At 62.5% G+C, this 20,918-nt stretch carries 23 protein-coding genes; 11 read left to right on the top strand and 12 right to left on the bottom strand.

The window, feature by feature from the left end; genetic code table 11:
- Window position 1: 1 nt before the first annotated feature.
- From thiL to nrdR, 7 genes are all read right to left on the bottom strand, one after another.
- Window positions 2–967, bottom strand: a complete 966-nt coding sequence (thiL, locus tag AB4P94_RS09845) for a thiamine-phosphate kinase (RefSeq protein ID WP_395610353.1) — start codon at window positions 965–967, stop codon at window positions 2–4.
- Entirely contained in the window at window positions 968–1,468 is a 501-nt protein-coding gene (gene nusB, locus AB4P94_RS09840; protein WP_010206836.1) for a transcription antitermination factor NusB, read from the bottom strand.
- The gene (gene ribE / locus AB4P94_RS09835) at window positions 1,465–1,941 is read right to left on the bottom strand and encodes a 6,7-dimethyl-8-ribityllumazine synthase (protein ID WP_003194576.1); all 477 of its coding nucleotides are present in this window, start codon (window positions 1,939–1,941) and stop codon (window positions 1,465–1,467) included. Before ribE ends, nusB begins: the two co-directional genes overlap by 4 nt.
- Window positions 1,942–2,029: 88 nt before the next feature.
- Window positions 2,030–3,121, bottom strand: coding sequence for a bifunctional 3,4-dihydroxy-2-butanone-4-phosphate synthase/GTP cyclohydrolase II (gene ribBA / locus AB4P94_RS09830; protein WP_395610352.1), 1,092 nt, complete (start codon window positions 3,119–3,121; stop codon window positions 2,030–2,032).
- A 16-nt stretch (window positions 3,122–3,137) separates the two neighbouring features.
- Entirely contained in the window at window positions 3,138–3,800 is a 663-nt protein-coding gene (locus tag AB4P94_RS09825) for a riboflavin synthase (protein ID WP_065909971.1), read from the bottom strand.
- A 48-nt stretch (window positions 3,801–3,848) separates the two neighbouring features.
- Window positions 3,849–4,985, bottom strand: coding sequence for a bifunctional diaminohydroxyphosphoribosylaminopyrimidine deaminase/5-amino-6-(5-phosphoribosylamino)uracil reductase RibD (ribD, locus tag AB4P94_RS09820; RefSeq protein ID WP_395610351.1), 1,137 nt, complete (start codon window positions 4,983–4,985; stop codon window positions 3,849–3,851).
- Window positions 4,982–5,446 carry a transcriptional regulator NrdR gene (gene nrdR / locus AB4P94_RS09815; RefSeq protein WP_395610350.1) on the bottom strand — a complete coding sequence of 155 codons (465 nt, stop codon included), beginning with the start codon at window positions 5,444–5,446 and terminating at the stop codon, window positions 4,982–4,984. The genes ribD and nrdR overlap by 4 nt, the downstream gene beginning before the upstream one ends.
- 141 nt (window positions 5,447–5,587) lie before the next feature.
- Between nrdR and AB4P94_RS09810 the strand changes: the two genes are divergently transcribed.
- The 3 genes from AB4P94_RS09810 (at window position 5,588) to trxA (ending at window position 7,735) form a co-directional block, all read left to right on the top strand.
- Window positions 5,588–6,043, top strand: coding sequence for a YbaY family lipoprotein (locus AB4P94_RS09810; RefSeq protein WP_395610349.1), 456 nt, complete (start codon window positions 5,588–5,590; stop codon window positions 6,041–6,043).
- A complete protein-coding gene (locus tag AB4P94_RS09805) occupies window positions 6,040–6,696 on the top strand; it encodes a class I SAM-dependent methyltransferase (protein ID WP_395610348.1) in 657 nt (218 codons plus the stop codon). Before AB4P94_RS09810 ends, AB4P94_RS09805 begins: the two co-directional genes overlap by 4 nt.
- Before the next feature lie 166 nt (window positions 6,697–6,862).
- Window positions 6,863–7,735 (top strand): thioredoxin, encoded by an 873-nt coding sequence (gene trxA / locus AB4P94_RS09800; protein WP_395610347.1) that lies wholly within the window; start codon window positions 6,863–6,865, stop codon window positions 7,733–7,735.
- Here the strand turns inward: trxA and AB4P94_RS09795 are convergent.
- Complete coding sequence (locus AB4P94_RS09795) at window positions 7,732–8,073, bottom strand: hypothetical protein (RefSeq protein ID WP_395610346.1); 342 nt, start codon at window positions 8,071–8,073, stop codon at window positions 7,732–7,734. The two genes, trxA and AB4P94_RS09795, sit on opposite strands and share 4 nt — an antisense overlap.
- A gap of 131 nt (window positions 8,074–8,204) precedes the next feature.
- Here AB4P94_RS09795 and AB4P94_RS09790 point away from each other — a divergent pair, with 131 nt between their 5' ends.
- The 5 genes from AB4P94_RS09790 (at window position 8,205) to AB4P94_RS09770 (ending at window position 12,387) form a co-directional block, all read left to right on the top strand.
- Complete coding sequence (locus AB4P94_RS09790) at window positions 8,205–8,816, top strand: DUF2796 domain-containing protein (RefSeq protein WP_395610345.1); 612 nt, start codon at window positions 8,205–8,207, stop codon at window positions 8,814–8,816.
- A gap of 141 nt (window positions 8,817–8,957) precedes the next feature.
- A complete protein-coding gene (locus AB4P94_RS09785) occupies window positions 8,958–9,668 on the top strand; it encodes an ABC transporter ATP-binding protein (RefSeq protein ID WP_395610344.1) in 711 nt (236 codons plus the stop codon).
- 1 nt (window position 9,669) lies between these two features.
- The gene (locus tag AB4P94_RS09780) at window positions 9,670–10,935 is read left to right on the top strand and encodes an ABC transporter permease (RefSeq protein WP_395610343.1); all 1,266 of its coding nucleotides are present in this window, start codon (window positions 9,670–9,672) and stop codon (window positions 10,933–10,935) included.
- A gap of 11 nt (window positions 10,936–10,946) precedes the next feature.
- The gene (locus AB4P94_RS09775; protein ID WP_395610342.1) at window positions 10,947–11,468 is read left to right on the top strand and encodes a DUF3299 domain-containing protein; all 522 of its coding nucleotides are present in this window, start codon (window positions 10,947–10,949) and stop codon (window positions 11,466–11,468) included.
- Window positions 11,469–11,688: 220 nt separating this feature from the next.
- Window positions 11,689–12,387: an OmpW family protein gene (locus tag AB4P94_RS09770; RefSeq protein WP_395610341.1), complete on the top strand. Its 699-nt coding sequence runs from the start codon at window positions 11,689–11,691 to the stop codon at window positions 12,385–12,387.
- A gap of 63 nt (window positions 12,388–12,450) precedes the next feature.
- Here the strand turns inward: AB4P94_RS09770 and AB4P94_RS09765 are convergent, their stop codons facing one another.
- Together AB4P94_RS09765 and AB4P94_RS09760 are read right to left on the bottom strand one after the other, a co-directional pair.
- Complete coding sequence (locus AB4P94_RS09765) at window positions 12,451–13,335, bottom strand: sugar nucleotide-binding protein (RefSeq protein WP_395610340.1); 885 nt, start codon at window positions 13,333–13,335, stop codon at window positions 12,451–12,453.
- Between the two features lie 277 nt (window positions 13,336–13,612).
- Window positions 13,613–15,721: a mechanosensitive ion channel family protein gene (locus tag AB4P94_RS09760; RefSeq protein WP_395610339.1), complete on the bottom strand. Its 2,109-nt coding sequence runs from the start codon at window positions 15,719–15,721 to the stop codon at window positions 13,613–13,615.
- Between the two features lie 203 nt (window positions 15,722–15,924).
- Between AB4P94_RS09760 and AB4P94_RS09755 the strand changes: the two genes are divergently transcribed.
- The 3 genes from AB4P94_RS09755 to AB4P94_RS09745 are packed head-to-tail and all read left to right on the top strand — an operon-like array spanning window position 15,925 to window position 18,909.
- Window positions 15,925–16,704, top strand: a complete 780-nt coding sequence (locus AB4P94_RS09755) for an endonuclease/exonuclease/phosphatase family protein (RefSeq protein ID WP_395610338.1) — start codon at window positions 15,925–15,927, stop codon at window positions 16,702–16,704.
- A complete protein-coding gene (gene clsB, locus AB4P94_RS09750; RefSeq protein WP_395610337.1) occupies window positions 16,701–17,963 on the top strand; it encodes a cardiolipin synthase ClsB in 1,263 nt (420 codons plus the stop codon). The genes AB4P94_RS09755 and clsB overlap by 4 nt, the downstream gene beginning before the upstream one ends.
- Window positions 17,953–18,909, top strand: coding sequence for a lysylphosphatidylglycerol synthase domain-containing protein (locus tag AB4P94_RS09745; RefSeq protein WP_395610336.1), 957 nt, complete (start codon window positions 17,953–17,955; stop codon window positions 18,907–18,909). Before clsB ends, AB4P94_RS09745 begins: the two co-directional genes overlap by 11 nt.
- Window positions 18,910–19,039: 130 nt before the next feature.
- On the opposite strand, the gene AB4P94_RS09740 is transcribed toward AB4P94_RS09745, so the two are convergent.
- Window positions 19,040–19,795: an alpha/beta hydrolase family protein gene (locus tag AB4P94_RS09740; RefSeq protein WP_395610335.1), complete on the bottom strand. Its 756-nt coding sequence runs from the start codon at window positions 19,793–19,795 to the stop codon at window positions 19,040–19,042.
- Window positions 19,785–20,894, bottom strand: a complete 1,110-nt coding sequence (locus tag AB4P94_RS09735; RefSeq protein WP_395610334.1) for a DUF3182 family protein — start codon at window positions 20,892–20,894, stop codon at window positions 19,785–19,787. The genes AB4P94_RS09740 and AB4P94_RS09735 overlap by 11 nt, the downstream gene beginning before the upstream one ends.
- Between the last annotated feature and the right edge of the window lie 24 nt (window positions 20,895–20,918).

Below are 20,918 nucleotides of genomic sequence, written 5' to 3'. Positions count from 1 at the left end.
TTCAGGGGGTGTCGCGAAAATGCTGGTAGCCGCGCACGGCGGGGGTGATGTCTTGCCCGTTGGCATCAAGCAGCGTGACGCCCTGCCCGGCTTCAACCCGGCCGATCACGTGGATTGGCCAGCCGCCCGCCAGCAACGGCGCCAGCTGGGCAGGTGGCAGGGTGAACACCAATACGTAGTCGTCGCCCCCGCTCAACGCAGCCACACGCGCCTCGTCATCGCCGACAAACGCCAGCAATGCCGCTGACAACGGCAGCTTCTGACGCTCGACTACCAGGCTGACTGCCGAGGCCTTGGCGATATGCCCGCAATCGGCCAGTAAGCCGTCAGAAATATCCATGGCTGACGTCGCCCTGCCACGCAACGCGAGGCCCAGCGCCAACTGCGGTTGCGGCGACCAGTAATGCGCCAGCAACGGTTCGGCGACGGCGGCCTCAGCGCTGCGCTGGCCCAGCACCAACGGCAAGGCGCCGGCGGCATCGCCCAGTTCACCGCCCACACACAGCACGTCGCCCGGCTGCGCACCGCTGCGGGTCAACGCCTGCCCGGCCGGCACGCGGCCAAACACGGTCAGGGTCAGGCTCAGCGGCCCACGCGTGGTGTCGCCACCGATCAGGCCCACGCCGCAGCTTTGCGCCATGGCGTTCAAGCCCTGGGCATAGCGTTGCAGCCAGTCGGCCTCGACCGTCGGGGTGGTGAGTGCAAGGGTGAATGCGAGGGGGTTGGCGCCCATGGCGGCCAGATCGCTGACCGCCACAGCCAGCGAGCGCTGGCCGAGCAGAAAGGGATCGCAGGGGTCGGCAAAATGCACGCCGGCCACCAGCGTATCGGTAGAAACCGCCAGCTGCTCCCCGGCGGGGAGCGCCAGCAAGGCGCAGTCGTCGCCGATCCCCAGTGCAATGCCCTCGCCGCCTTGCGCACAGGGCGCGGCGGCGAAGAACTGGCGGATCAGCTCAAACTCGCCCATTCAGCGCTTGTACGCTTTCACTTCAGCTTCACGCAGGCGCGGGGCCAGCTTGTCGAGCACGCCGTTGACGAACTTATGGCCGTCGGTCGAACCGTAGACTTTCGCCAGTTCGATACCTTCGTTGATCACCACGCGGTACGGCACATCGACGCGATACAGCAGTTCCCAGGCTGACAGGCGCATTACGCACAGTTCAACCGGGTCCAGCTCTTCGATGGTCAGGTCCAGGCAAGGCGCCAGGGCCGTATCAATCTCGGTCAGGTGCGCATGCACACCGTGCAGGATGTCGTGGAAGTACGGCAGGTCGGCAAAGGTGAAGTCGTTATCGACGCGAAACTGCGCTTCGATTTCGTTCAACGAGGCACCGGCCAGGTGACGCTGGTACAGCGCCTGGGTGGCCAATTGACGAGCAGCGCGACGCTTTTCGTTCTTGGACGGCTTGCCGGCATCGGCTGGGCGTGGTTCGCGCGGGTTGAAGTTGTCGCTCTCGTCGGAAATCACTTGGCCTCCAACTGCGACAGCAGGCTGACCATTTCCAGAGCGGACAGGGCAGCTTCAGCGCCTTTGTTACCGGCCTTGGTGCCGGAACGTTCGATGGCTTGCTCGATGGAGTCAACGGTCAGTACGCCGAACGCAACCGGCACACCGAACTCCATGGACACTTGGGCCAGGCCCTTGGTGCATTCGCCAGCCACGTATTCGAAGTGCGGAGTACCGCCACGAATGACCGCGCCCAGGGCGATGATTGCCGCGTATTCACCCTGTTGGGCAACTTTTTGCGCAACCAGTGGAATCTCGAAGGCGCCAGGGGCGCGGATCAGGGTGATATCGCTTTCGCTCACACCGTGGCGAACCAGGGCGTCCACGGCACCGCTTACCAGGCTTTCAACCACGAAGCTGTTGAAGCGGCCGACTACCAGGGCGTAGCGGCCTTTCGGGGCGATGAAGGTACCTTCGATGGTCTTCAGGGTCATTCGACAAATCTCTTAAAGAGCAGGGACGCGAAAAGTGCGTCCCTCAGTGATGTGTTAACCGCGAACAAGGGGCAAAAATCGCCGGCCTTTATTCGGAGGGCACGTATTCTACAACTTCCAGATCGAAACCGGATATCGCATTAAATTTCATTGGCGCACTCATCAAGCGCATTTTGCGCACGCCAAGGTCGCGCAGGATCTGCGAACCGGCACCGACGATGCTGTAGGTGGTCGGTTTTTTCACCGGCGTGTGCTCGGCGGTTTCGCGGATATGGGCGAGCAATACATCGCCATCCAACGGGTGACCGAGCAACAGCACCACGCCACTGCCAGCCTCGGAAACCGCGGCCATGGCGGCGCGCAGGCTCCAGCGGCCCGGCTGCTTGACCATCAACAGGTCGCGCAAAGGGTCCATGTTGTGCACGCGCACCAGGGTCGGTTCTTCCGCGCAGATGTTGCCCAGGGTCAGGGCCATGTGCACGTCGCCTTCCACTGAATCACGGTAGGTCACCAAATTGAATTGGCCCAGTTCGCTGTCCAGCGGCTGCTCGGCAATCCGCTGAACGGTACGTTCGTGGATCATGCGGTAGTGAATCAGGTCGGCAATGGTGCCGATCTTGATGCCGTGTTCGGCGGCAAACGCTTCCAGTTCGGTGCGACGGGCCATGGTGCCGTCGTCATTCATCACTTCGCAGATCACGCCGCTCGGCTCGAAACCGGCCATGCGCGCCAGGTCGCAGGCGGCTTCGGTGTGGCCGGCACGCGCAAGGGTGCCGCCCGGCTGGGCCATCAGCGGGAAAATGTGGCCCGGGCTGACAATGTCTTCGGCCTTGGCGTCTTTTGCGGCGGCGGCTTGCACGGTACGCGCGCGGTCAGCGGCGGAGATACCGGTGGTGACGCCCGTCGTGGCTTCGATGGACACGGTGAACTTGGTGCCGAAACCCGACCCGTTGCGTGGCGCCATCAATGGCAGCTTGAGCAACTCGCAGCGCTCGCGGCTCATGGGCATGCAGATCAGCCCGCGGGCGTGCTTGGCCATGAAGTTGATGTGCTCAGGCTTGCAGGCCTCGGCGGCCATGATGATGTCGCCTTCGTTCTCGCGGTCTTCGTCATCCATCAGGATGACCATCTTGCCTTGGCGGATGTCTTCAACCAGTTCTTCGATGCTGTTGAGCGCCACGCGGCACCCCCTTGGGTCAGGATTTAAGGTAGCCGTTGGCGGCCAAAAAGCTTTCAGTAATGTTCCCGGCAGTAGGCTCTGCGGCCTTATCGCCCAACAACAGGCGCTCCAGGTAACGGGCCAGCAAGTCCACTTCCAGGTTCACCCGGCGGCCTGGCTGGTACGAGGCCATGATGGTTTCGCTGAGGGTGTGAGGAATGATGGTCAGTTCAAATTCGGCGCCATTCACCGCGTTCACGGTCAGGCTGGTGCCGTCGACGGTGATCGAGCCTTTGTGGGCGATGTATTTGGCCAGCTCTTTCGGCGCGCGGATGCGGAATTCCACGGCGCGTGCATTTTCGCTGCGCGCGACCACTTCACCGACGCCGTCGACATGGCCGCTGACCAGGTGGCCGCCCAGGCGGGTGGTCGGGGTCAAGGCTTTTTCCAGGTTGACCGGGCTGCCGGCCTTGAGGTCGTTCATCGCGGTGCAGTCCAGGGTTTCCCGGCTGACGTCGGCGGCAAAACCGTTACCCGGCAGTTCGATGACAGTGAGGCACACGCCGCTGACGGCGATGCTGTCGCCCAGCTTGACGTCGCCCAGATCCAGCTTGCCGGTTTCAACCAGCAGGCGCACGTCGCCGCCTTTGGGGGTCATGGCGCGGATGCTGCCGATGGATTCGATGATGCCGGTGAACATGGCCTTCTCCTGGAAAACGGTACGGGGCAGTTGGGCGCCCGGTCAGAATTATACGCTCGCGGGTGGTAGCGGGACGGCGGTGACCCGCCAGTCGTCGCCTACAGCGCGCATTTCAGTGATCTTGAGTTGGGGGGCGTCGGCCAGTTTCTCAAGCGGCCAGTCGAGCAAAGGCCGGGCGGCGGAGCCGAGAAACTTGCCGGCGACGAATATCACGTATTCGTCCACCAGCCCCTGCTGGGCAAATGCGCCTGCCAGACTTGGCCCGGCTTCAACCAGCACTTCATTGACGCCACGGGCGGCCAGCGCCACGAGTGCCGAACGCAGGTCGACCTGGCCATCGACGCCCGGCACCACCAGGCACTCGGGGCCACGGGGAAATTGATTTTCCGGGGTCACGCAGGTGATGACCAGCGCCGGGCCGGCCTTGAAGAACGGCGCGTTGAGCGGCACGCGCAAGCGGCCATCGATCAACACGCGCAGCGGCGGACGCGACATGGCCAGGGCGGTGGTTGCTTCATCCAGGCCCAGCTCGGCGGCGCGCACGGTCAAACGCGCGCCATCAGCCAAGACGGTATCGGCACCGGTCAGCACCACGCTGGCCTCGGCACGCAGGCGTTGCACGGCAGCGCGGGCAGCCGGGCCGGTGATCCATTGGCTTTCGCCGCTGGCCATGGCGGTGCGGCCGTCCAGGCTCATCGCCAGCTTGACCCGCACAAACGGCAGGCCGTGTTCCATGCGCTTCAGAAAACCGGGGTTGAGCGCGCGTGCTTCTTTTTCCAGCACGCCGCTGCGAATCTCAATCCCCGCCTGGGCCAGGCGCTGCATGCCGCGCCCCGCCACTTCAGGATTCGGGTCCTGCATGCCCGCGACGACGCGCGCCACGCCAGCGCTCACCAGCGCATCGGCGCACGGCGGTGTACGGCCGTGGTGGCTACAGGGTTCAAGGGTCACGTACACCGTGGCGCCGCGCGCCTTGTTACCAGCAGCACGCAAGGCGTTGGGCTCGGCGTGGGGCTCGCCGGTGCGCTCGTGCCAGCCTTCGCCGACAATCTGCCCATCGCGCACAATCACGCAGCCGACCCGCGGGTTGGGATGGGTGGTGTACAAGCCTTTGCGCGCCAATTCGAGGGCGCGGGCCATGTAATGGGCGTCGAGTACGGCCTGTTCAGCAGAAGGTGTCGTCATTGTTTGACCGGCTCACGGGCCAGGCGGTCGATCTCTTCGCGGAACTCATTGAGGTCCTGGAAGCGTCGATACACCGAGGCGAAACGGATATAGGCGACTTCGTCGAGCTTTTGCAGCTCGCCCATCACCAGTTCTCCCACCACCAGGCTCTTGACCTCGCGTTCGCCGGTCGCACGCAGCTTGTGCTTGATGTGCACCAGCGCCGCTTCCAGCCGCTCGACGCTCACCGGGCGTTTTTCCAGGGCGCGCTGCATACCCGCGCGCAGTTTTTCTTCGTCGAAAGGCTGGCGGCTGCCGTCGGACTTGATCAGACGTGGCAACACCAGTTCGGCGGTTTCGAAGGTGGTGAAACGTTCACCGCAGGCCAGGCATTCGCGCCGGCGACGCACTTGATCGCCCTCGGCGACCAGACGCGAGTCAATGACCTTGGTGTCGTTGGCACCGCAGAAGGGACAGTGCATGGTTGGCAGGCAACAAATAAAGGGAGGGCCATGGTAGCGCATCCCCGTGGCAAGACAAGCCATAGCCTTTACGGTATATAGGCAGGCTTACTATGTTTGTTTATTTCAAAGTCACGGATTTTGCCCTTTCTGGAGCCGTACATGCAGTTACGACCACTTGTTTTGCTCACCCTGTTCAGTTTTCTGGTCGCCTGCAGCAGCGAAGCCCCCAAGCCTGCCACCCCTCAACCCACCCCGGCACAAGAGAAAAAAGTGCCCGGTATTGAAGACCTCGGCCCCTTGCCGGCGTTTCAACGTGAAATCAGCGGCATCCTCAATGGCGTGCCCGCCAATGCCGAAGTTGAACTGGCGTTGTTGGTGATCGACGAGCGCAACCGCCCTCAGCAACTGCTCGCCAGCAGCGTGTTGACCGGCAACGGCAAGCCCGTGGCCTTCCGCCTGCGCTTCAACCCCGAAGCCTTCCCGGCCGGTGCCCGGGTTGAGTTGCGTGGCCGCGCCAGCCAGTCCGGCCAATTGATCCTGCACCTGCCCGCCGTGCGCATCACCCAGGCGATTACCCAGACCACCGGCCCCTTGCAGCTCGTCAAGGCACCATGACGCCACCGCTGGGCCTGCAAACGGCACTGAGTGAACTGATCGGCGACGCGCGCCTGGTGCCCTGCCCTCTGCCGGGCACCGCGCTGTCGTTGTGGTTGCTGGATGCGGACAACATGGACCGCGCCTTCAGCCAGGACGAAACCCGGCGCATCCTGCATGAGCCGCCCTACTGGAGCTTTTGCTGGGCCAGCGGTTTGGCGCTGGCCCGGTACCTGGCGGAAAACCCCGAGTGGGTTGCCGGTAAGCGAGTGCTGGATTTCGGCGCGGGCTCCGGTGTGGCGGGGATTGCCGCCGTTAAAGCGGGCGCGCTGGAAGTGGTGGCCTGCGACCTTGACCCGCTGGCGCTGGCAGCCTGCCGGGCGAATGCCGAGCTCAACGGGGTTGAGCTGAATTATTCAGCCGACTTTTTCGCCGAAGCCGACCGCTTCGACCTGATTCTCGTCGCCGACGTGCTTTACGACCGCGCCAACCTGCCGCTGCTGGACCACTTCCTCAGCCGTGGCCGCGAGGCGCTGGTGGCGGATTCGCGCGTCAGGGACTTCCAGCACCCGGCCTATCAGCGTCTGGAAATCCTTGATGCCCTTACGTTGCCGGATCTGGCTGAGCCTTGGGAGTTTCGCAAGGTTAGCCTGTACCATTCGCGGCGTCTGTGAGGCCATCGCGGGCAAGCCCGATCCCACAGGAGAATGCATTTCAACAGGCCGATGCAGTCCAAATGTGGGAGCGGGCTTGCCCGCGATGGCCTCAAGAACGCCGCGCTTTCAGCCGCCTGCGCCAACCCTTATAGTTGCCCCATTCCCGCTTTATTCGAGACGCCCCATGAGTGAGCCCACGCCCTACATCTTCGACGCCACCACCGCCACGTTCGACCAGGCGGTGATTCAGAACTCCTTCGAAAAACCCGTGCTGGTGGATTTCTGGGCCGAGTGGTGTGCGCCCTGCAAGGCGTTGATGCCGATGCTGGCGCAAATCGCCGAGAGCTATCAGGGCGAGTTGCTGTTGGCCAAGGTCGATTGCGATGCCGAACAGGACATCGTCGCGCGGTTTGGCATTCGCAGCCTGCCGACCGTGGTGCTGTTCAAGGATGGCGAGCCGGTGGACGGGTTTGCCGGGGCGCAGCCGGAGTCGGCCGTGCGCGCGCTGTTGGAACCTCACGTCAAGATGCCGCCACCGGCTGCGGCGGATCCGCTGGAACAGGCTCAGGCGTTGTTTGCCGAAGGCCGCATCAGCGATGCCGAAGCCGTGCTGGTTGCGTTGCTGGGCGAAGACAACACCAACGCCGCCGCGCTGATCCTGTACGCGCGCTGCCTGGCTGAACGCGGTGAGCTGGGTGAAGCCCAAACCGTGCTCGACGCCGTGAAAAGCGACGACCACAAAGCCGCCCTCGCCGGGGCCAAGGCGCAGATCACCTTCCTGCGCCAGGCCGCCGACCTGCCGGACGCTGCCGACCTGAAAAGCCGCCTCGGGCAAAACCCGCAGGACGACGAAGCAGCCTATCAGCTGGCGATCCAGCAACTGGCCCGCCAGCAATACGACGCGGCGCTGGAAGGCCTGCTCAAGCTGTTTATCCGCAACCGCAGCTACAGCGAAGGCTTGCCGCACAAGACGCTGCTGCAAGTCTTCGAACTGCTGGGCAACGACCACCCGCTGGTGACCGTGTACCGCCGCAAGCTGTTCGCTGCGCTGTACTAATCGCCGACCCAGCTGTACAGCGGCGTATCCCCGCCGCTGGCCACTTTCACGTTTGAGCTGTGGCGCAGGCGCACCAACAGGCGCTTGCCTGAGGCGGCATCGCCGGCCAAGCCTTCCAGTTGATCGCTCAACTCAAGGCCGCTGAGCTGCCCGGCTTTGCGCAACAGGTCCTGGGCGTTCTGCCACAGGTCATCATTGTGTTTGACGGGTGCCGCAGCCGGCGCGGCGTGCACAGGGGCCGCCTGCAACTGCGCACCCAGCCGTGCCCAATCGCCGTCGTCCAGCTCCAGGGTCAGGTCCACCGGCAGGTCGCCGACGGTTCCACGAATTCGTAACATCGCGTTCACTCCCGCACTTTTCCGACAAGCATGCTCCCACGCGACTTGCGCAACGCCAAGCGGGCGTTCAAACTCCTGTCATTATTGTTATAAGATCACATAACAAAACTTTCATGTTCTGGAGCCTTCTCATGCGCCGTCTGCTGCTCGCTTTGCCGTTTGCCCTGTTGCCACTCGCCATTGCCCAGGCTGCCGATGAGCACGACCATGAACACGAGCACGGCAGCCTTGGTGCTCACGAACACGGTGTGGGTCGCCTCAACGCCGTGCTCGACGGCCAGGCCCTGGAGCTGGAATTCGACAGCCCGGCCATGAACCTGGTGGGTTTTGAACATCAAGCCACCACCCCTGCCGACAAAGCCAAAGTCGCCGCCGCCCGCAAGCAACTGGAAAACCCGTTGGCCCTGTTCAACCTGCCCAAGGGCGCCGGTTGCGTGATCAGCACCCAGGAACTGAACAGCCCGCTGTTCGGCGACAAGCCTGAAGCCGACCATGACGACGACGATGATGACCACGCCACCGACGGCAAAGGCGCCGCCGCCCACGAGCATCATCACGACCACAGCGAAATCCACGCCCACTACCAGTTCACCTGCGCCACGCCGACGGCGCTGAGCAACCTCGACCTGACACAGGTGTTCAAGACCTTCCCCGCCACCCAGAAAATTCAGGTACAACTGATCGGCCCGAGCGGCCAGCAAGGTGTTGAAGCGACGGCCCAGGCCGCCACGCTGAAATTCTGATCTGACAATGCGGTCAATGTGGGAGCTGGCTTGCCTGCGATAGCGGTGGGCCAGTCAGCAATGATGTGACTGATAGATCGCTATCGCAGGCAAGCCAGCTCCCACAGGGTTTTGCGCCATTTTTGAGACCTGTGATTTCCCATGACTCAAGCGTTAATCGAACTGCACGACCTGGGCTTCAACTGGCCCGGCCACCCACAGTTGCTGGACATCCCCGCATTCCGCCTGGAAGCCGGGGAAACCCTGTTCCTCAAAGGCCCCAGCGGCAGTGGCAAAACCACCCTGCTCGGCCTGCTTGGCGGCGTGCAGAAACCCAGCCAGGGCAGCATTCGCCTGCTCGGCCAGGAGCTGACTGAGCTCAGCGCTGGCGCCCGCGACCGCTTTCGCGTGGACCACACCGGCTACATCTTCCAGCAGTTCAACCTGCTGCCGTTTCTGTCGGTGCGCGAAAACGTCGAGCTGCCCTGCCACTTTTCCAAACTGCGCGCTCAGCGGGCCAAGCAGCGCCATGGCAGCGTCGATCAAGCTGCCGCGACCTTGCTCGCGCACTTGGGCTTGAAGGACAAGGGCTTGCTGGACCGCCGCGCCGATTCACTGTCCATCGGCCAGCAACAACGCGTGGCCGCCGCCCGCGCGTTGATCGGCCAGCCGGAGTTGGTGATCGCCGACGAGCCGACGTCAGCCCTCGACTACGACGCCCGCGAAGCCTTCATCCGCTTGCTGTTCGCCGAATGCCGCGAAGCCGGCGCCAGCCTGTTGTTTGTCAGCCATGACCAGAGCCTCGCGCCGCTGTTCGACCGCCACCTGTCGCTGGCCGAACTCAATCGCGCCGCCACGCCCGCAGAGGTTTGAGATGTATCTGTTCCGTCTAGCCATGGCCAGCCTGGCTAACCGCCGCTTTACAGCGATCCTCACCGCCTTCGCCATCGCGTTGTCAGTCTGCTTGTTGCTCGCGGTGGAGCGTGTGCGCGTTGAAGCGCGCAACAGTTTCGCCAGCACCATCAGCGGCACCGACCTGATCGTCGGCGCGCGCTCGGGTTCGGTGAACCTGTTGTTGTACTCGGTGTTCCGCATCGGCAACGCCACCAACAATATTCGCTGGGACAGCTTCGAGCACTTCGCCGCCAGCCCCCAAGTGAAATGGGCGATCCCGATTTCCCTCGGCGACTCCCATCGCGGTTATCGCGTGATGGGCACCAACGAATCCTACTTCGAGCATTACCAGTACGGCCGCAAACAAAACCTCGAGCTGGCCAGTGGCCGCGCTTTCGCTACCGACCCGTTTGAAGTGGTACTCGGCGCCGAAGTCGCCGATGCGTTGCACTACAAGCTCGGCGACAAGCTGGTGCTGGCCCACGGCGTGGCGGTGGTCAGCCTGGTCAAGCACGATGACAAACCCTTCACCGTGGTCGGCATTCTCAAGCGCACCGGCACGCCGGTGGACCGCACGCTGCACATCAGCCTCGGCGGCATGGAGGCGATCCATATCGACTGGCACAACGGCGTGCCGGCCCAGGGCAAAGGCCGCATCAGCGCGGATCAAGCGCGCAATATGGACCTGACGCCGCAGGCGATCACCGCGTTCATGCTCGGCCTGAACAACAAGATTTCCACTTTCGCGCTGCAACGGGAAATCAACGAATTCCGTGGCGAGCCGATGCTGGCGATCCTGCCCGGCGTGGCGCTGCAAGAGCTGTGGAGCATGATGGGCACCGCCGAAAAAGCGTTGTTCGTGATTTCGCTGTTCGTGGTGCTGACCGGTTTGATCGGTATGCTCACGGCGATCCTCACCAGCCTCAACGAGCGCCGGCGCGAGATGGCGATTCTGCGCTCGGTGGGCGCGCGGCCGTGGCACATTGCGACGCTGCTGATCTTCGAAGCCTTCGCCCTGGCGCTGTCCGGCGTGGTGGCGGGTGTGGGCCTGCTGTATGTGTGCATCGCCGCCTCGCGCGGGTATTTGCAGGCCAACTATGGCCTGGACTTGCCGATGTCGTGGCCCAGCGAATATGAATGGACGCTGCTCGCCGGTATCCTCGCCGCAGCGCTGTTGATGGGCGCCGTGCCCGCGTGGCGCGCCTATCGGCAATCCCTGGCCGACGGCCTGTCCATACGTTTATGAGGAAGGCTTCGATGCGTCGTGCGCTGTTTGCGTTATTGCTGGTGGTGGCTGTGCCCGTGTGGGCGGATGAGCAGCCCAAGGATCTGTCGTGGCAGGAAATGATCCCGCCGGATGCCCCGCCGGAAATCCCTAACATGAAGCCGCTGCACGACCTGTCGAACATGGCCGATGCCTTGTCGGTCGAGGCAGCGCCAGCGGCCAAGCAGGATTTGCCCAACGCGCCAGTGGTACAGAGCCTCGACGGCAAGCACATCCGCTTGCCGGGCTATATCGTGCCGCTGGAAGTCAGCGAAGAAGGCCGCACCACCGAATTCTTGCTGGTGCCATATTTCGGCGCGTGCATTCACGTGCCGCCGCCGCCGTCGAACCAGATCGTGCATGTGAAAAGCGAAGTCGGCGTGAAGCTCGATGAGCTGTATCAGCCATATTGGGTCGAGGGCGCGATGCAGGTCAAAGCGTCGACCAGCGAACTGGCCGACGCCGGTTACCAGATGGATGCCGAGAAGATTTACGTGTACGAGTTGCAGGAATAACCCGTATTCAAGAACACTGAAAATCCCATGTGGGAGCGGGCTTGCTCGCGAAAGCCGTGGGTCAGTGACTGATAAGCTGACTGATACACCGCTTTCGCGAGCAAGCCCGCTCCCACAGTTTTTGATCTGCGTTTACCCTTTCATTGAGCTGAGTCAAAAGATCGAACGGAACGATCTTTACCATTGGACGTACAACTTTTAACGTCCTTTTGGAGCTCCCATGAACAAGTCTCTGCTCGGCGCGTCCCTCTTCGCGCTCGCCCTCGCCGCCCCTGCCGTACAGGCTCACGAAGCCGGCGACATTCTGATTCGCGCCGGTGCAATCACCGTGAATCCGAAGGCCGACAGCAGCAGCGTCAAGGTTGACCAGGGCCCGCTGGCCGGCACCAACCTGGGCGGCAAGGCGACCATGAGCAGCGACACGCAACTGGGGCTGAACTTCGCCTACATGATCACCGACCACGTGGGTATCGAGTTGCTGGCCGCCACGCCGTTCGAGCATGACGTGAAGATCAAGAACACCGCGCTGGGCGCCGCCAACGGCAAGCTCGGCACCCTGAAACACCTGCCGCCGACCCTGAGCGTCGTGTACTACCCGCTGGACCACAAGTCCGCCTTCCAACCGTACGTGGGCGCCGGTATCAACTACACCTGGATCTACGACGAGCACGTCGGCAGCCGCGCCGAGCAAGCCGGTTTCAGCAACTTCAAGGCGGAAAACTCCTGGGGCTGGGCCGCACAGATCGGCGCCGACTACATGATCAACGACAAGTGGATGATCAACGCCCAGGCGCGCTATATCGACATCAGTACCAAGGCGACGGTGGACAACAACGCGCTGGGCCAAGGCACCCGCGCCAAGGTCAATGTGGACGTTGACCCGATGGTGTACATGGTGGGTATCGGCTACAAGTTCTAAGCAACACTGCAAAACAGATGTGGGAGCGGGCAAGCCCGCTCCCACATTGAGTTTTGTGTGGTATCAACTGTGGCGATAGAACCTGTCCAGCAACGCCGGCAAGCCCGCCCGCCACGCCCGTGGCTTGATGCCGAAGGTATGGAGAATTTTCTTGCAGGCCAGCACCGCATGTTGCGGTTCATCCGCCGCGTCCGGCCGAGCGGCGTGGGCCTGAGCGGTGGGGGATTCGATCGCCAGCGGATGGAAGTTGCGCGCTTCAGTGAGGATCGCCTGGCCCAGCGCCACAGGCGTCGTCGCCTCATGCCCGGCGTAGTGATAGGTGCCCCACAGCGGCGCGGCGCAATCGAGCTGCTTGAGCACCGAAATGATGACTCGCGCCGCATCGTCCACCGGCGTCGGATTGCCGCGGCGATCGTCCGCCATCAGCAATTCATCAGGCTTCTCGGCCCGGGCCAGAAAACGCCCGAGGGTGCCGTCGACGCTGTCATCCAGCAACCAGCCAAAACGCAGCAACACGTGTTGCGGGCAGGTGGCGCGCACGCTCTGCTCGATGCGCCACAACGCCTGGCCGCGCAGGCCCAGGGGCACCGGCTCGTCTTTTTCGCTGTAGGCCGTGGCGCGGGAGCCATCGAACACGCGGTAGCTGGACGGTTGCAACAACGTGATGTTGTGGTGCTGGCACAGTTCGGCCAGGCGCTCGATGGCGAACTCCTGGGCAGCCAAGCGGGTTTCGCTGACGGCCTCGGCCTGGAACCAGTCGAAATAGTAGGCGAGGTTGATCAACGCATCGGGACGGGTGTCGTCGAGCAATTGGGTGAGGCTCGCGGCATCCCAGCCGTCTTGGGGCGGTTTGGGTGCGAGGAAACCAATGTCTTCCTCTGCACCGAGGCGAATCAGCGCCTGCCCGAGGGCATTCCCGCCGCCCAATAACATAAGGCGCATTCGCATAGATTGAGCAGGCCCGGTCTGTTGGAACGATAGATATCTAGGTATTTGTAAGAATCGTTGCATTTTGCGGGTTTGTAGCGCAACCGTCACGGATAAAGTATGTGGTTGCAACTTGTTGTATCCGGCGCCATCACAGAGGTGATAATGAGGGCCTCTTCGCGAGCAAGCCCGCTCCCACATTTTGACCGAGTACATCCTCGGAATACGATCAAAATGTGGGAGCGGCGGTTCGACGCTTCGACTTGCTCGCGAAAGCGTCAGCTCAGTCACCCAGGAATCATTGGGTACGCGGCTGCTCGGTCAGCACCACCGACGCTGGCGCCGCTTCATCCGGCTCATCCACCTGGGGCGTACGCTTGGGCAGTAAAACCTGCTGTGGATAAGTTTGCGCGAAGTGCACCTCATCACAGTTATCCACAAGCTTTTTCAGCCGCTGGTTAAACGCGCGGCTTACCGCATATTGCCCGCCTGACACCGTGCGGAACTGGGCCGTCAGCACCACGCCATTAAGGTCCATCTTGTCGACCCCGAACACCTCCAGCGGCCCTTGCAGGTTGTATTTGAGGAATACGTCATCACGAATCGACTGGCCGGCGTCACGGATCAGCTCCACCGCTTTGTCCACATCGGTGTCATACGTGAACTGCACCGAGAAGAATGCATAGGCAAATTGCCGCGACTGGTTGGTGACCGCCTTGATCTGCCCGAACGGCACCGAGTGCACGAACCCCTTGCCGTCACGCAGGCGCAGGGTGCGGATGGTCAGGCCTTCGACCGTCCCGGCGTGGCCGGAGTCGAGCACCACCCAGTCGCCGATGGACAGGGTGTCTTCGATGATGATGAACAGGCCGGTGATCACATCCTGCACCAGTTGCTGCGAACCAAAACCGATCGCCAGGCCGACCACACCGGCACCGGCCAACAACGGCGCGACGTTGATGCCAAGGTTGGCCATGGTGGTGATCGCGCAAATCACCACCAGGATGATTTTCACCGCATTGCGCAGCAGCGGCAGGATGGTTTTCACCCGTGTGCTGGGTTGGCGGCTGGAGCGTTTATTCACCGGCGGTTTCAGCGCTTCCTGGATGGCCGTGTCGAGCACCACCCAGAACAGCCAGGTCATCAACAGGATCAGGCCGATGCTGCTCAGGGAGTCACTGATTGCGCGGCCCACCGAGTTGCGCTGGGCAAACTCGAACAGCGACACGCCCCAGATGCGCCCGAGGATTTCGATAAAGGCAATGGCCATGGCAATACGCAAGATCGCGTGCAACAAACTCAGGAAACGCTCCTTGTAAGCACTGCTGCGCTGGATCGCCACTTGGCTGCGGGACTTGAACAGATGCTGCAACACCGTGCTCAGAAACACCGTGCCGATCAACAGAATCGTGGTGAACAGCGCACAGCGCAGCGCTTTCTGGTTATCGTCGCCAGCACCGATCAGGTTGATCGCCGACACCAACACCATCAACAGGATCGGCCAGTACCACAGCCCGGAAAATATCCGCAGAGACTGCTGCAACGCCGGGTGTTTAAGGCGCTGATTCAATGGCCGGTTGCGGATCAAATGCGCCACCGGGCGCCGCAGGCGAATCACCAGCATTCCGAAAATCAGCGCCGCAAACAAACCGGTGAACACCGCGATACTGCTGGTGATATTGCCGCCCAGCTGGCGGGCGATTTGCGGGCTGGTCAGCGCATCACTGAGGGCGGCCAGGAAGCCGATGAGGAACAGCGGCCTGGGGCAGTAGCTGCGAATAATCTGCACGGCCGGGCGCTTGTGGCCGACGTTGAACATGACGATCACGCACAACAGCATCGAGGTGGAAAAGATGCCGCTGCTGGTGGCATAGGCGAAACACAGCGCCAGCGCACGCCCCACCGAAGTGGGCAGGAAATGGCTGACATACAGCGTCAGCGGCAGGCATATCAGCGCAGGAATGGTGTAGGGCACCACATAGCCGAGTACGGCTTGCAGGCGCCCGCGGCGCTCGACAAACGCGCGCCGACTCAAGCGCCTTACGAAAAAACGCCCCAGCAACGTCAACACAGCGAAGGCACCGAGCCACACCCCCGAGAGCAACAGGAAGTCACCGGCCACGCTCCACGGCGAACGTTCGGCGGTCTGGTCCACCAACCGCCCGACTTCATCCGCCGCACGATCGGCGCGCAGGCGCCAGGCGTCGATCAGGTTTTGATTGAGGTCGAGCTTGTCCTGGACGTCGTCGATGCTGGAACTGATAGCGCCAAGCAGGCCGCCCTCCACCAGCAACTCAGGCTTGGCGGCAGGCGCGGGCGTGGCCGCCGGGGCAGTCGCGGCTTGCAGGGCGCCGCTGCCGAACAACAGCAGTGCGCCAAGCAGTAAGGCAGTCTTGAGATTGAGCAAAACGCCGGGCTCCTTCAGCAGGGTCTGTAAGGAACTGACGGGTTTACGCCCAGATCGTTCCCCCTGCATTGGAAGGCGCTGTGAAAGCAAAGACCTGTGGGAGCGGGCTGATGCGCCGCTGGTAGGAAGCGGGAAACTTTCGGCCAAAAATCGCAGTCAGCCATAAACGGGGGCCAGGCCCCCACCCTATTTCAGGAGCAACCATGGCTGCGAATCCCGACTGGGTGCCCATCACTCCCAGCGTCGCCATCACTCGCTTCACGGTGCTGACGGTCAATATCCACAAGGGCTTCACCGCCCTCAACCGCCGCTTCATCCTGCCCGAGCTGCGCGAAGCGGTGCGCAGCGTGGGCGCCGACATGGTGTTCCTGCAGGAGATCCACGGCACCCACGAGCACCACCCCCGGCGCTATAGCGAATGGCCGGACATGCCGCAGTACGAGTTCCTCGCCGACAGCATCTGGCCGCAATACGCCTATGGGCGCAATGCGGTTTACCCCCATGGCGACCACGGCAACGCGCTGCTGTCGAAATTCCAGATCGTGCGCCACGATAACCTCGACATTTCCCAAAGCGGCCACGAGAACCGGGGCCTCCTGCATTGCGTGCTGCGCCTGCCCGGCTCCGGCCAGGAAGTGCACGCGATCTGCATTCACCTGGGCCTGCGCGAGGTACACCGCCAGCAACAACTGCGCTTGCTGGAGCAGCGCATCCGCGAGATTCCGGCCGATGCGCCGTTGATCGTTGCCGGCGATTTCAATGACTGGCGCCAGCGCGCCGACCTCAGCCAAAGCGGCCTGCGGGAAGTCTTCATCGAAGCCCACGGCAAACTGCCGCGCACCTTCCCGGCCCGCCTGCCGTTGCTGGCGCTGGACCGCATCTACGTGCGCAACGTGAAAATCCACAACCCCCGGGCGCTGACCACACGGCCCTGGTCCCATCTGTCAGACCACGTGCCGCTGTCGGTGGAGATTGAGCTATGAACGTCGCCGTCGAGCATATTTCCACCGACCAGCCCCCGGATGAAGCCAAAGCCCGCGACCTGGATTACGGCTGGCAACCGGGCAACCGCGTTGAGCTCTTGGAAAATGGCGAAGCCTACTTTCCCAAGGTGTTTGCGGCCATGCGCGAGGCCAAGCGCGAGATCTTGCTGGAGACCTTCATTCTTTTCGAAGACAAGGTCGGCCATGAGCTGCAACGCGTCCTGATCGACGCCGCGCGGCGGGGCGTGAAGGTGGTCGCCAGCCTGGACGGCTTCGGCTGCGGCGAACTGAGCCCGGCATTTCTGGGCGAACTGGCGCAGGCCGGAGTGACGGTGCAGATGTTCGACCCGGCGTCTAAAACCTTGGGCTTTCGCACCAACTGGTTTCGGCGCCTGCACCGCAAGATTGTGGTGGTGGACGCCGCCGTGGCGTTTATCGGCGGGATCAATTTTTCTGCCGATCACCTGGGTGATTTCGGCCCCGAAGCCAAGCAGGATTACGCGGTGCAGGTCGTGGGCCCGGCGGTGGCGGATTTACACCACTTCGCCCTCGCACAAAGCGGCCGCCAAGTGCGTACACGACGCGGTTGGCGGCGGCGCCAGCAACGGCCGTCATTGTGGTCGACCGAGAACGGCGACGGCTTGGTGCGCCTGATTTACCGCGACAACCTGCAGCACCGCGATGACATCGAAGAAGCCTACCTCTACGCCTTGAGCAAAGCGCAAACACGCGTGGTGATCGCCAACGCCTACTTCTTCCCTGGCTATCGCCTGCTGCGCGAGATCCGCAACGCCGCGCGCCGTGGCGTACAGGTGCAACTGATCATGCAAGGCCAGCCCGACGTGCTGCTGGCCAAGCTGGCGGCACGCATGCTCTACGATTATTTGCTCAAGGATGGCGTGGTGATTCATGAATATTGCCAGCGCCCACTGCATGGCAAAGTCGCCCTGGTGGATGACGAGTGGAGCACCGTAGGCTCAAGCAACCTGGACCCCTTGAGCCTGTCATTGAACCTGGAAGCCAATGTGCTGATTCGCGACCGCGCGTTCAATCAGCAGCTTTACGAACGGCTGGAACAGCTCGCCAACGACCACTGCCGGACCATGCCGGAAAACCGCACGCCGCGCTTGTGGCTGTGGCGGTTGACGGTGGGCTTTCTGGTGTTTCATGTGATGCGCCATTTCCCCGCGCTGACAGGCTGGCTGCCGGCGCACAAGCCGCGACTGAAACCCTTCGAGCGGCCAACCCATGACTGCTGAAGGCAGTGGCTCACGGTTCAAACGCTGGAAGAAACCGCTCACGATCGCCTTCTTCCTGCTGCTGATCGTGCTGTTCACCCTCCTCGCCCGGCGTATCGACTGGAGTGAAGTATTCCAGACACTGGGCGATTTCAAACGGCGCACCGTGTTGATCGCAGCCGGCCTGACGCTGTGCAGTTTTCTCGTCTACGCCAGCTTCGATCTGATCGGCCGCACCTATATCCGCCAGCCGCTGGGCTGGAAACAGATCCTGCCGGTGGGCGTGATCAGCTACGCGTTCAACCTCAATTTGAGTGCGTGGGTCGGCGGGATTGCCATGCGTTACCGGCTGTATTCCCGGCTGGGGGTCAGCACCGGCAACATCGCCAAAATCCTCGGCCTGAGCCTGGCCACCAACTGGTTTGGCTACATGGCACTGGCCGGTGTGGTGTTCAGCAGCGGGCTGGTGACCATGCCGCCGGGCTGGAAAGTCAGTAGCGCGACGCTACAGGGAATCGGCGCGCTGTTGGTGTTGGTGAGCCTGGGGTACCTGGCGGCTTGCCGGTTTTCGAAGAAGCGCGCGTGGTCGATCAAGGGCATTGAGATCAACCTGCCGTCGTTGCGCATGGCGTGTTTGCAACTAGCGCTGGGCGCGTTGAACTGGTCGCTGATGGCCGCGGTGATCTTCACCTTGCTGCCGGCCAAACTGGATTATCCGCTGGTGCTGGGGGTGCTGCTGATCAGCGCGATTGCCGGGGTGGTCACCCATATTCCAGCCGGGCTGGGCGTGTTGGAGGCGGTGTTTATCGGGCTGTTGCAACATGAGGCGTCGCGGGGCAGTTTGCTGGCGGGGTTGATTGCGTATCGGGCGATTTACTTTATTTCGCCGTTGCTGATTACGCTGGTGATGTACCTTGGGGTTGAGGCCAAGGCGAAGGCGTTGCGGGTCAAGAAGACACCGGCTTGATCAGGTGTTGAATGGTCTGACGCCTTCGCGGGCAAGCCCGCTCCCACAGGTTGAATGCATTCCAACAGGGGAATGCAATTCAAAATGTGGGAGCGGGCTTGCTCGCGAAGGCGGCCAAAAGAGCAACACATTACTGAGCCTGGATAATGCTCAACCGCTCCCCCACCACCATCTCGGTAACCCAGTCCACCAGGATTGAGGTGTAAGCCTGCTGCGACACCGGGTCGCTCAGGGAATGGTCCGCGCCATCAATGATGCGATGCGTCAGCGAATGCGTCTGCTGGCACGCCGCGCGGTAACTCATGATGGTGGCGTGCGGCACGTGGTCATCGGTTTGCGACTCCACGATCAGCACATCGCCGGTAAATTGCGCGCAAGCGTGCAAGGCGCGATTGGTCTCGGCGTGCACCAGGGTGCTGCGGTAATCCATCAAGTCGGCTTTATCCAGATCACGTTTGGGCTTGAGCCATTCCTGATCGCGGTACAACGCCGGCACGCGCAACGCCAGCCAGCGCACCGGGCGCAGTGAGGTGAGGATGGCCGCCAGATAGCCGCCATAACTGGTCCCCACCACCGCCACGGCCGAGGTGTCGATGGCCGGGTGCGACAGCAGCCGGTCGTAAGCCGCCAACAGGTCGCGCAGGTTGTCTTCGCGGGTGACGCGGCTCAATGGAATACCCGTGCCGGCGTGGCCACGCAGGTCGAAGGTCAAGCACACGCAGCCGAGCCCGGCGATACCTTTGGCCCGTTCCAAGTCGCGCTCCTGGCTACCGCCCCAGCCGTGTACAAACAACACCCCCGGCACTTTGGATTTGGGGCTCAGAAAGGTGCCGCTCATCTGTTCGTCGTCGATATCGATCGCAATGCTTTCGCTTCTAGCCGTCATAAGATTTAACCGTCACGTACTTGAGAAGAAAGTCGCTGTTTTCCGCAGGGCCGCGATATACCTCGATGGCATCCGCCGGCAGCGCCTGGTCCACGTAGGTTTCCACCGAGGACACATGAATGGCCCGCAGGCCCGGGTGGTTAATGAAGCTCTGCAGCGCCGCGACTTCCGCGCTGCTGGCCCCGCCCATGCGCCAGGATTGCTCGAGTACGCCGCTGCAGCGTTGGCCGTCGCTGTCCAGGCCTTGGGCAATGTCGTAGTTGCGCCGCGACGCGTAGAAACCGGGGTAAGCTTCGTCGGCCGCCACATCGAAGACCTGGGCTTGCTCGATGGCTTCGCGCACGTCTGCAGCCAGGTCAAGCTTCAACAAATCGTCGTAGCCGCCGGGCACAACCAACAGGTTGGAGCCGCCGTAAACCTCTTCGCCCTGCCCGTCTTTTGTCAGGTATTGCTCGCCGCAATAGCTGAACACGTGATCGCCGATAACACTCTGGCCTACGCTGTGAGTGATCACATCGTGCAAATCCTGCTCAAGCACCACACCGTCGTTGAACATCTGCGCCGCGTCAGGCCGCGCCAGCACGGCTTCGAATTCATCGAGGCTGTGGATCACTTGCTGGCCGCGCCCGGCGCAGGCATGCACGGGTTTCAGGCGAACCGGCCCGCTGTACAGAAGGCGTGTGGCGGCGGCAAGCGCGTCCTCAAGGGCGAACACGCTCAGACCGTCAAGCACGACCTCTCGCACACGCTCACCGAACAACGCTGACCAACCCTCGGGTGCCTTGGCGTCGGGGCTGAGCAGGCCGTGGCTGATGGCTTTGGTGCAGATGAACGCGTGATCGACATAACCGCCCCACAAATCGTGTGGGCCTTTGATGTTGAGTGCATGCGCCTGGTGAGAGCCGACCAGCGTTTGCGTGGGCAGCAGGTACAGATCGCGCCCGGCATGTTTTTGCGGGTCGTAACTGCCACCGAATTTCAGACCGAGGATTTGCGCCAGCCAGCGCGCCAGCGCGCGGTTGGTCTCGACTTCGTGCCGTGGCGCGCCCTCACGCGTTGAGTGGGCGACGACCAGTTTCTTGCGATGAGTCGGGGTCATAGGTCCCCCTTGGCGATCCTGCCA

The organism is Pseudomonas sp. B22129 (assembly GCF_044218875.1).
Classification (GTDB): domain Bacteria; phylum Pseudomonadota; class Gammaproteobacteria; order Pseudomonadales; family Pseudomonadaceae; genus Aquipseudomonas.
The sequence above is the reverse complement of the archived record's forward strand: the minus strand, read 5'-3'. Positions and strand labels throughout refer to the sequence as shown.

What these genes read in the sequence shown, in the direction of transcription:
- AB4P94_RS09745 (WP_395610336.1), top strand. Translation starts at nt 17,953, where the DNA reads ATGACTGCTGAAGGCAGTGGCTCACGGTTCAAACGCTGGAAGAAACCG.
- nrdR (WP_395610350.1), bottom strand. Translation starts at nt 5,446, where the DNA reads ATGCACTGTCCCTTCTGCGGTGCCAACGACACCAAGGTCATTGACTCG.
- AB4P94_RS09755 (WP_395610338.1), top strand. Translation starts at nt 15,925, where the DNA reads ATGGCTGCGAATCCCGACTGGGTGCCCATCACTCCCAGCGTCGCCATC.
- clsB (WP_395610337.1), top strand. Translation starts at nt 16,701, where the DNA reads ATGAACGTCGCCGTCGAGCATATTTCCACCGACCAGCCCCCGGATGAA.
- AB4P94_RS09790 (WP_395610345.1), top strand. Translation starts at nt 8,205, where the DNA reads ATGCGCCGTCTGCTGCTCGCTTTGCCGTTTGCCCTGTTGCCACTCGCC.
- thiL (WP_395610353.1), bottom strand. Translation starts at nt 967, where the DNA reads ATGGGCGAGTTTGAGCTGATCCGCCAGTTCTTCGCCGCCGCGCCCTGT.
- trxA (WP_395610347.1), top strand. Translation starts at nt 6,863, where the DNA reads ATGAGTGAGCCCACGCCCTACATCTTCGACGCCACCACCGCCACGTTC.
- AB4P94_RS09810 (WP_395610349.1), top strand. Translation starts at nt 5,588, where the DNA reads ATGCAGTTACGACCACTTGTTTTGCTCACCCTGTTCAGTTTTCTGGTC.
- AB4P94_RS09770 (WP_395610341.1), top strand. Translation starts at nt 11,689, where the DNA reads ATGAACAAGTCTCTGCTCGGCGCGTCCCTCTTCGCGCTCGCCCTCGCC.
- AB4P94_RS09805 (WP_395610348.1), top strand. Translation starts at nt 6,040, where the DNA reads ATGACGCCACCGCTGGGCCTGCAAACGGCACTGAGTGAACTGATCGGC.
- AB4P94_RS09795 (WP_395610346.1), bottom strand. Translation starts at nt 8,073, where the DNA reads ATGTTACGAATTCGTGGAACCGTCGGCGACCTGCCGGTGGACCTGACC.
- AB4P94_RS09765 (WP_395610340.1), bottom strand. Translation starts at nt 13,335, where the DNA reads ATGCGAATGCGCCTTATGTTATTGGGCGGCGGGAATGCCCTCGGGCAG.
- AB4P94_RS09740 (WP_395610335.1), bottom strand. Translation starts at nt 19,795, where the DNA reads ATGACGGCTAGAAGCGAAAGCATTGCGATCGATATCGACGACGAACAG.
- AB4P94_RS09780 (WP_395610343.1), top strand. Translation starts at nt 9,670, where the DNA reads ATGTATCTGTTCCGTCTAGCCATGGCCAGCCTGGCTAACCGCCGCTTT.
- ribE (WP_003194576.1), bottom strand. Translation starts at nt 1,941, where the DNA reads ATGACCCTGAAGACCATCGAAGGTACCTTCATCGCCCCGAAAGGCCGC.
- AB4P94_RS09785 (WP_395610344.1), top strand. Translation starts at nt 8,958, where the DNA reads ATGACTCAAGCGTTAATCGAACTGCACGACCTGGGCTTCAACTGGCCC.
- AB4P94_RS09775 (WP_395610342.1), top strand. Translation starts at nt 10,947, where the DNA reads ATGCGTCGTGCGCTGTTTGCGTTATTGCTGGTGGTGGCTGTGCCCGTG.
- AB4P94_RS09825 (WP_065909971.1), bottom strand. Translation starts at nt 3,800, where the DNA reads ATGTTCACCGGCATCATCGAATCCATCGGCAGCATCCGCGCCATGACC.
- AB4P94_RS09735 (WP_395610334.1), bottom strand. Translation starts at nt 20,894, where the DNA reads ATGACCCCGACTCATCGCAAGAAACTGGTCGTCGCCCACTCAACGCGT.
- ribD (WP_395610351.1), bottom strand. Translation starts at nt 4,985, where the DNA reads ATGACGACACCTTCTGCTGAACAGGCCGTACTCGACGCCCATTACATG.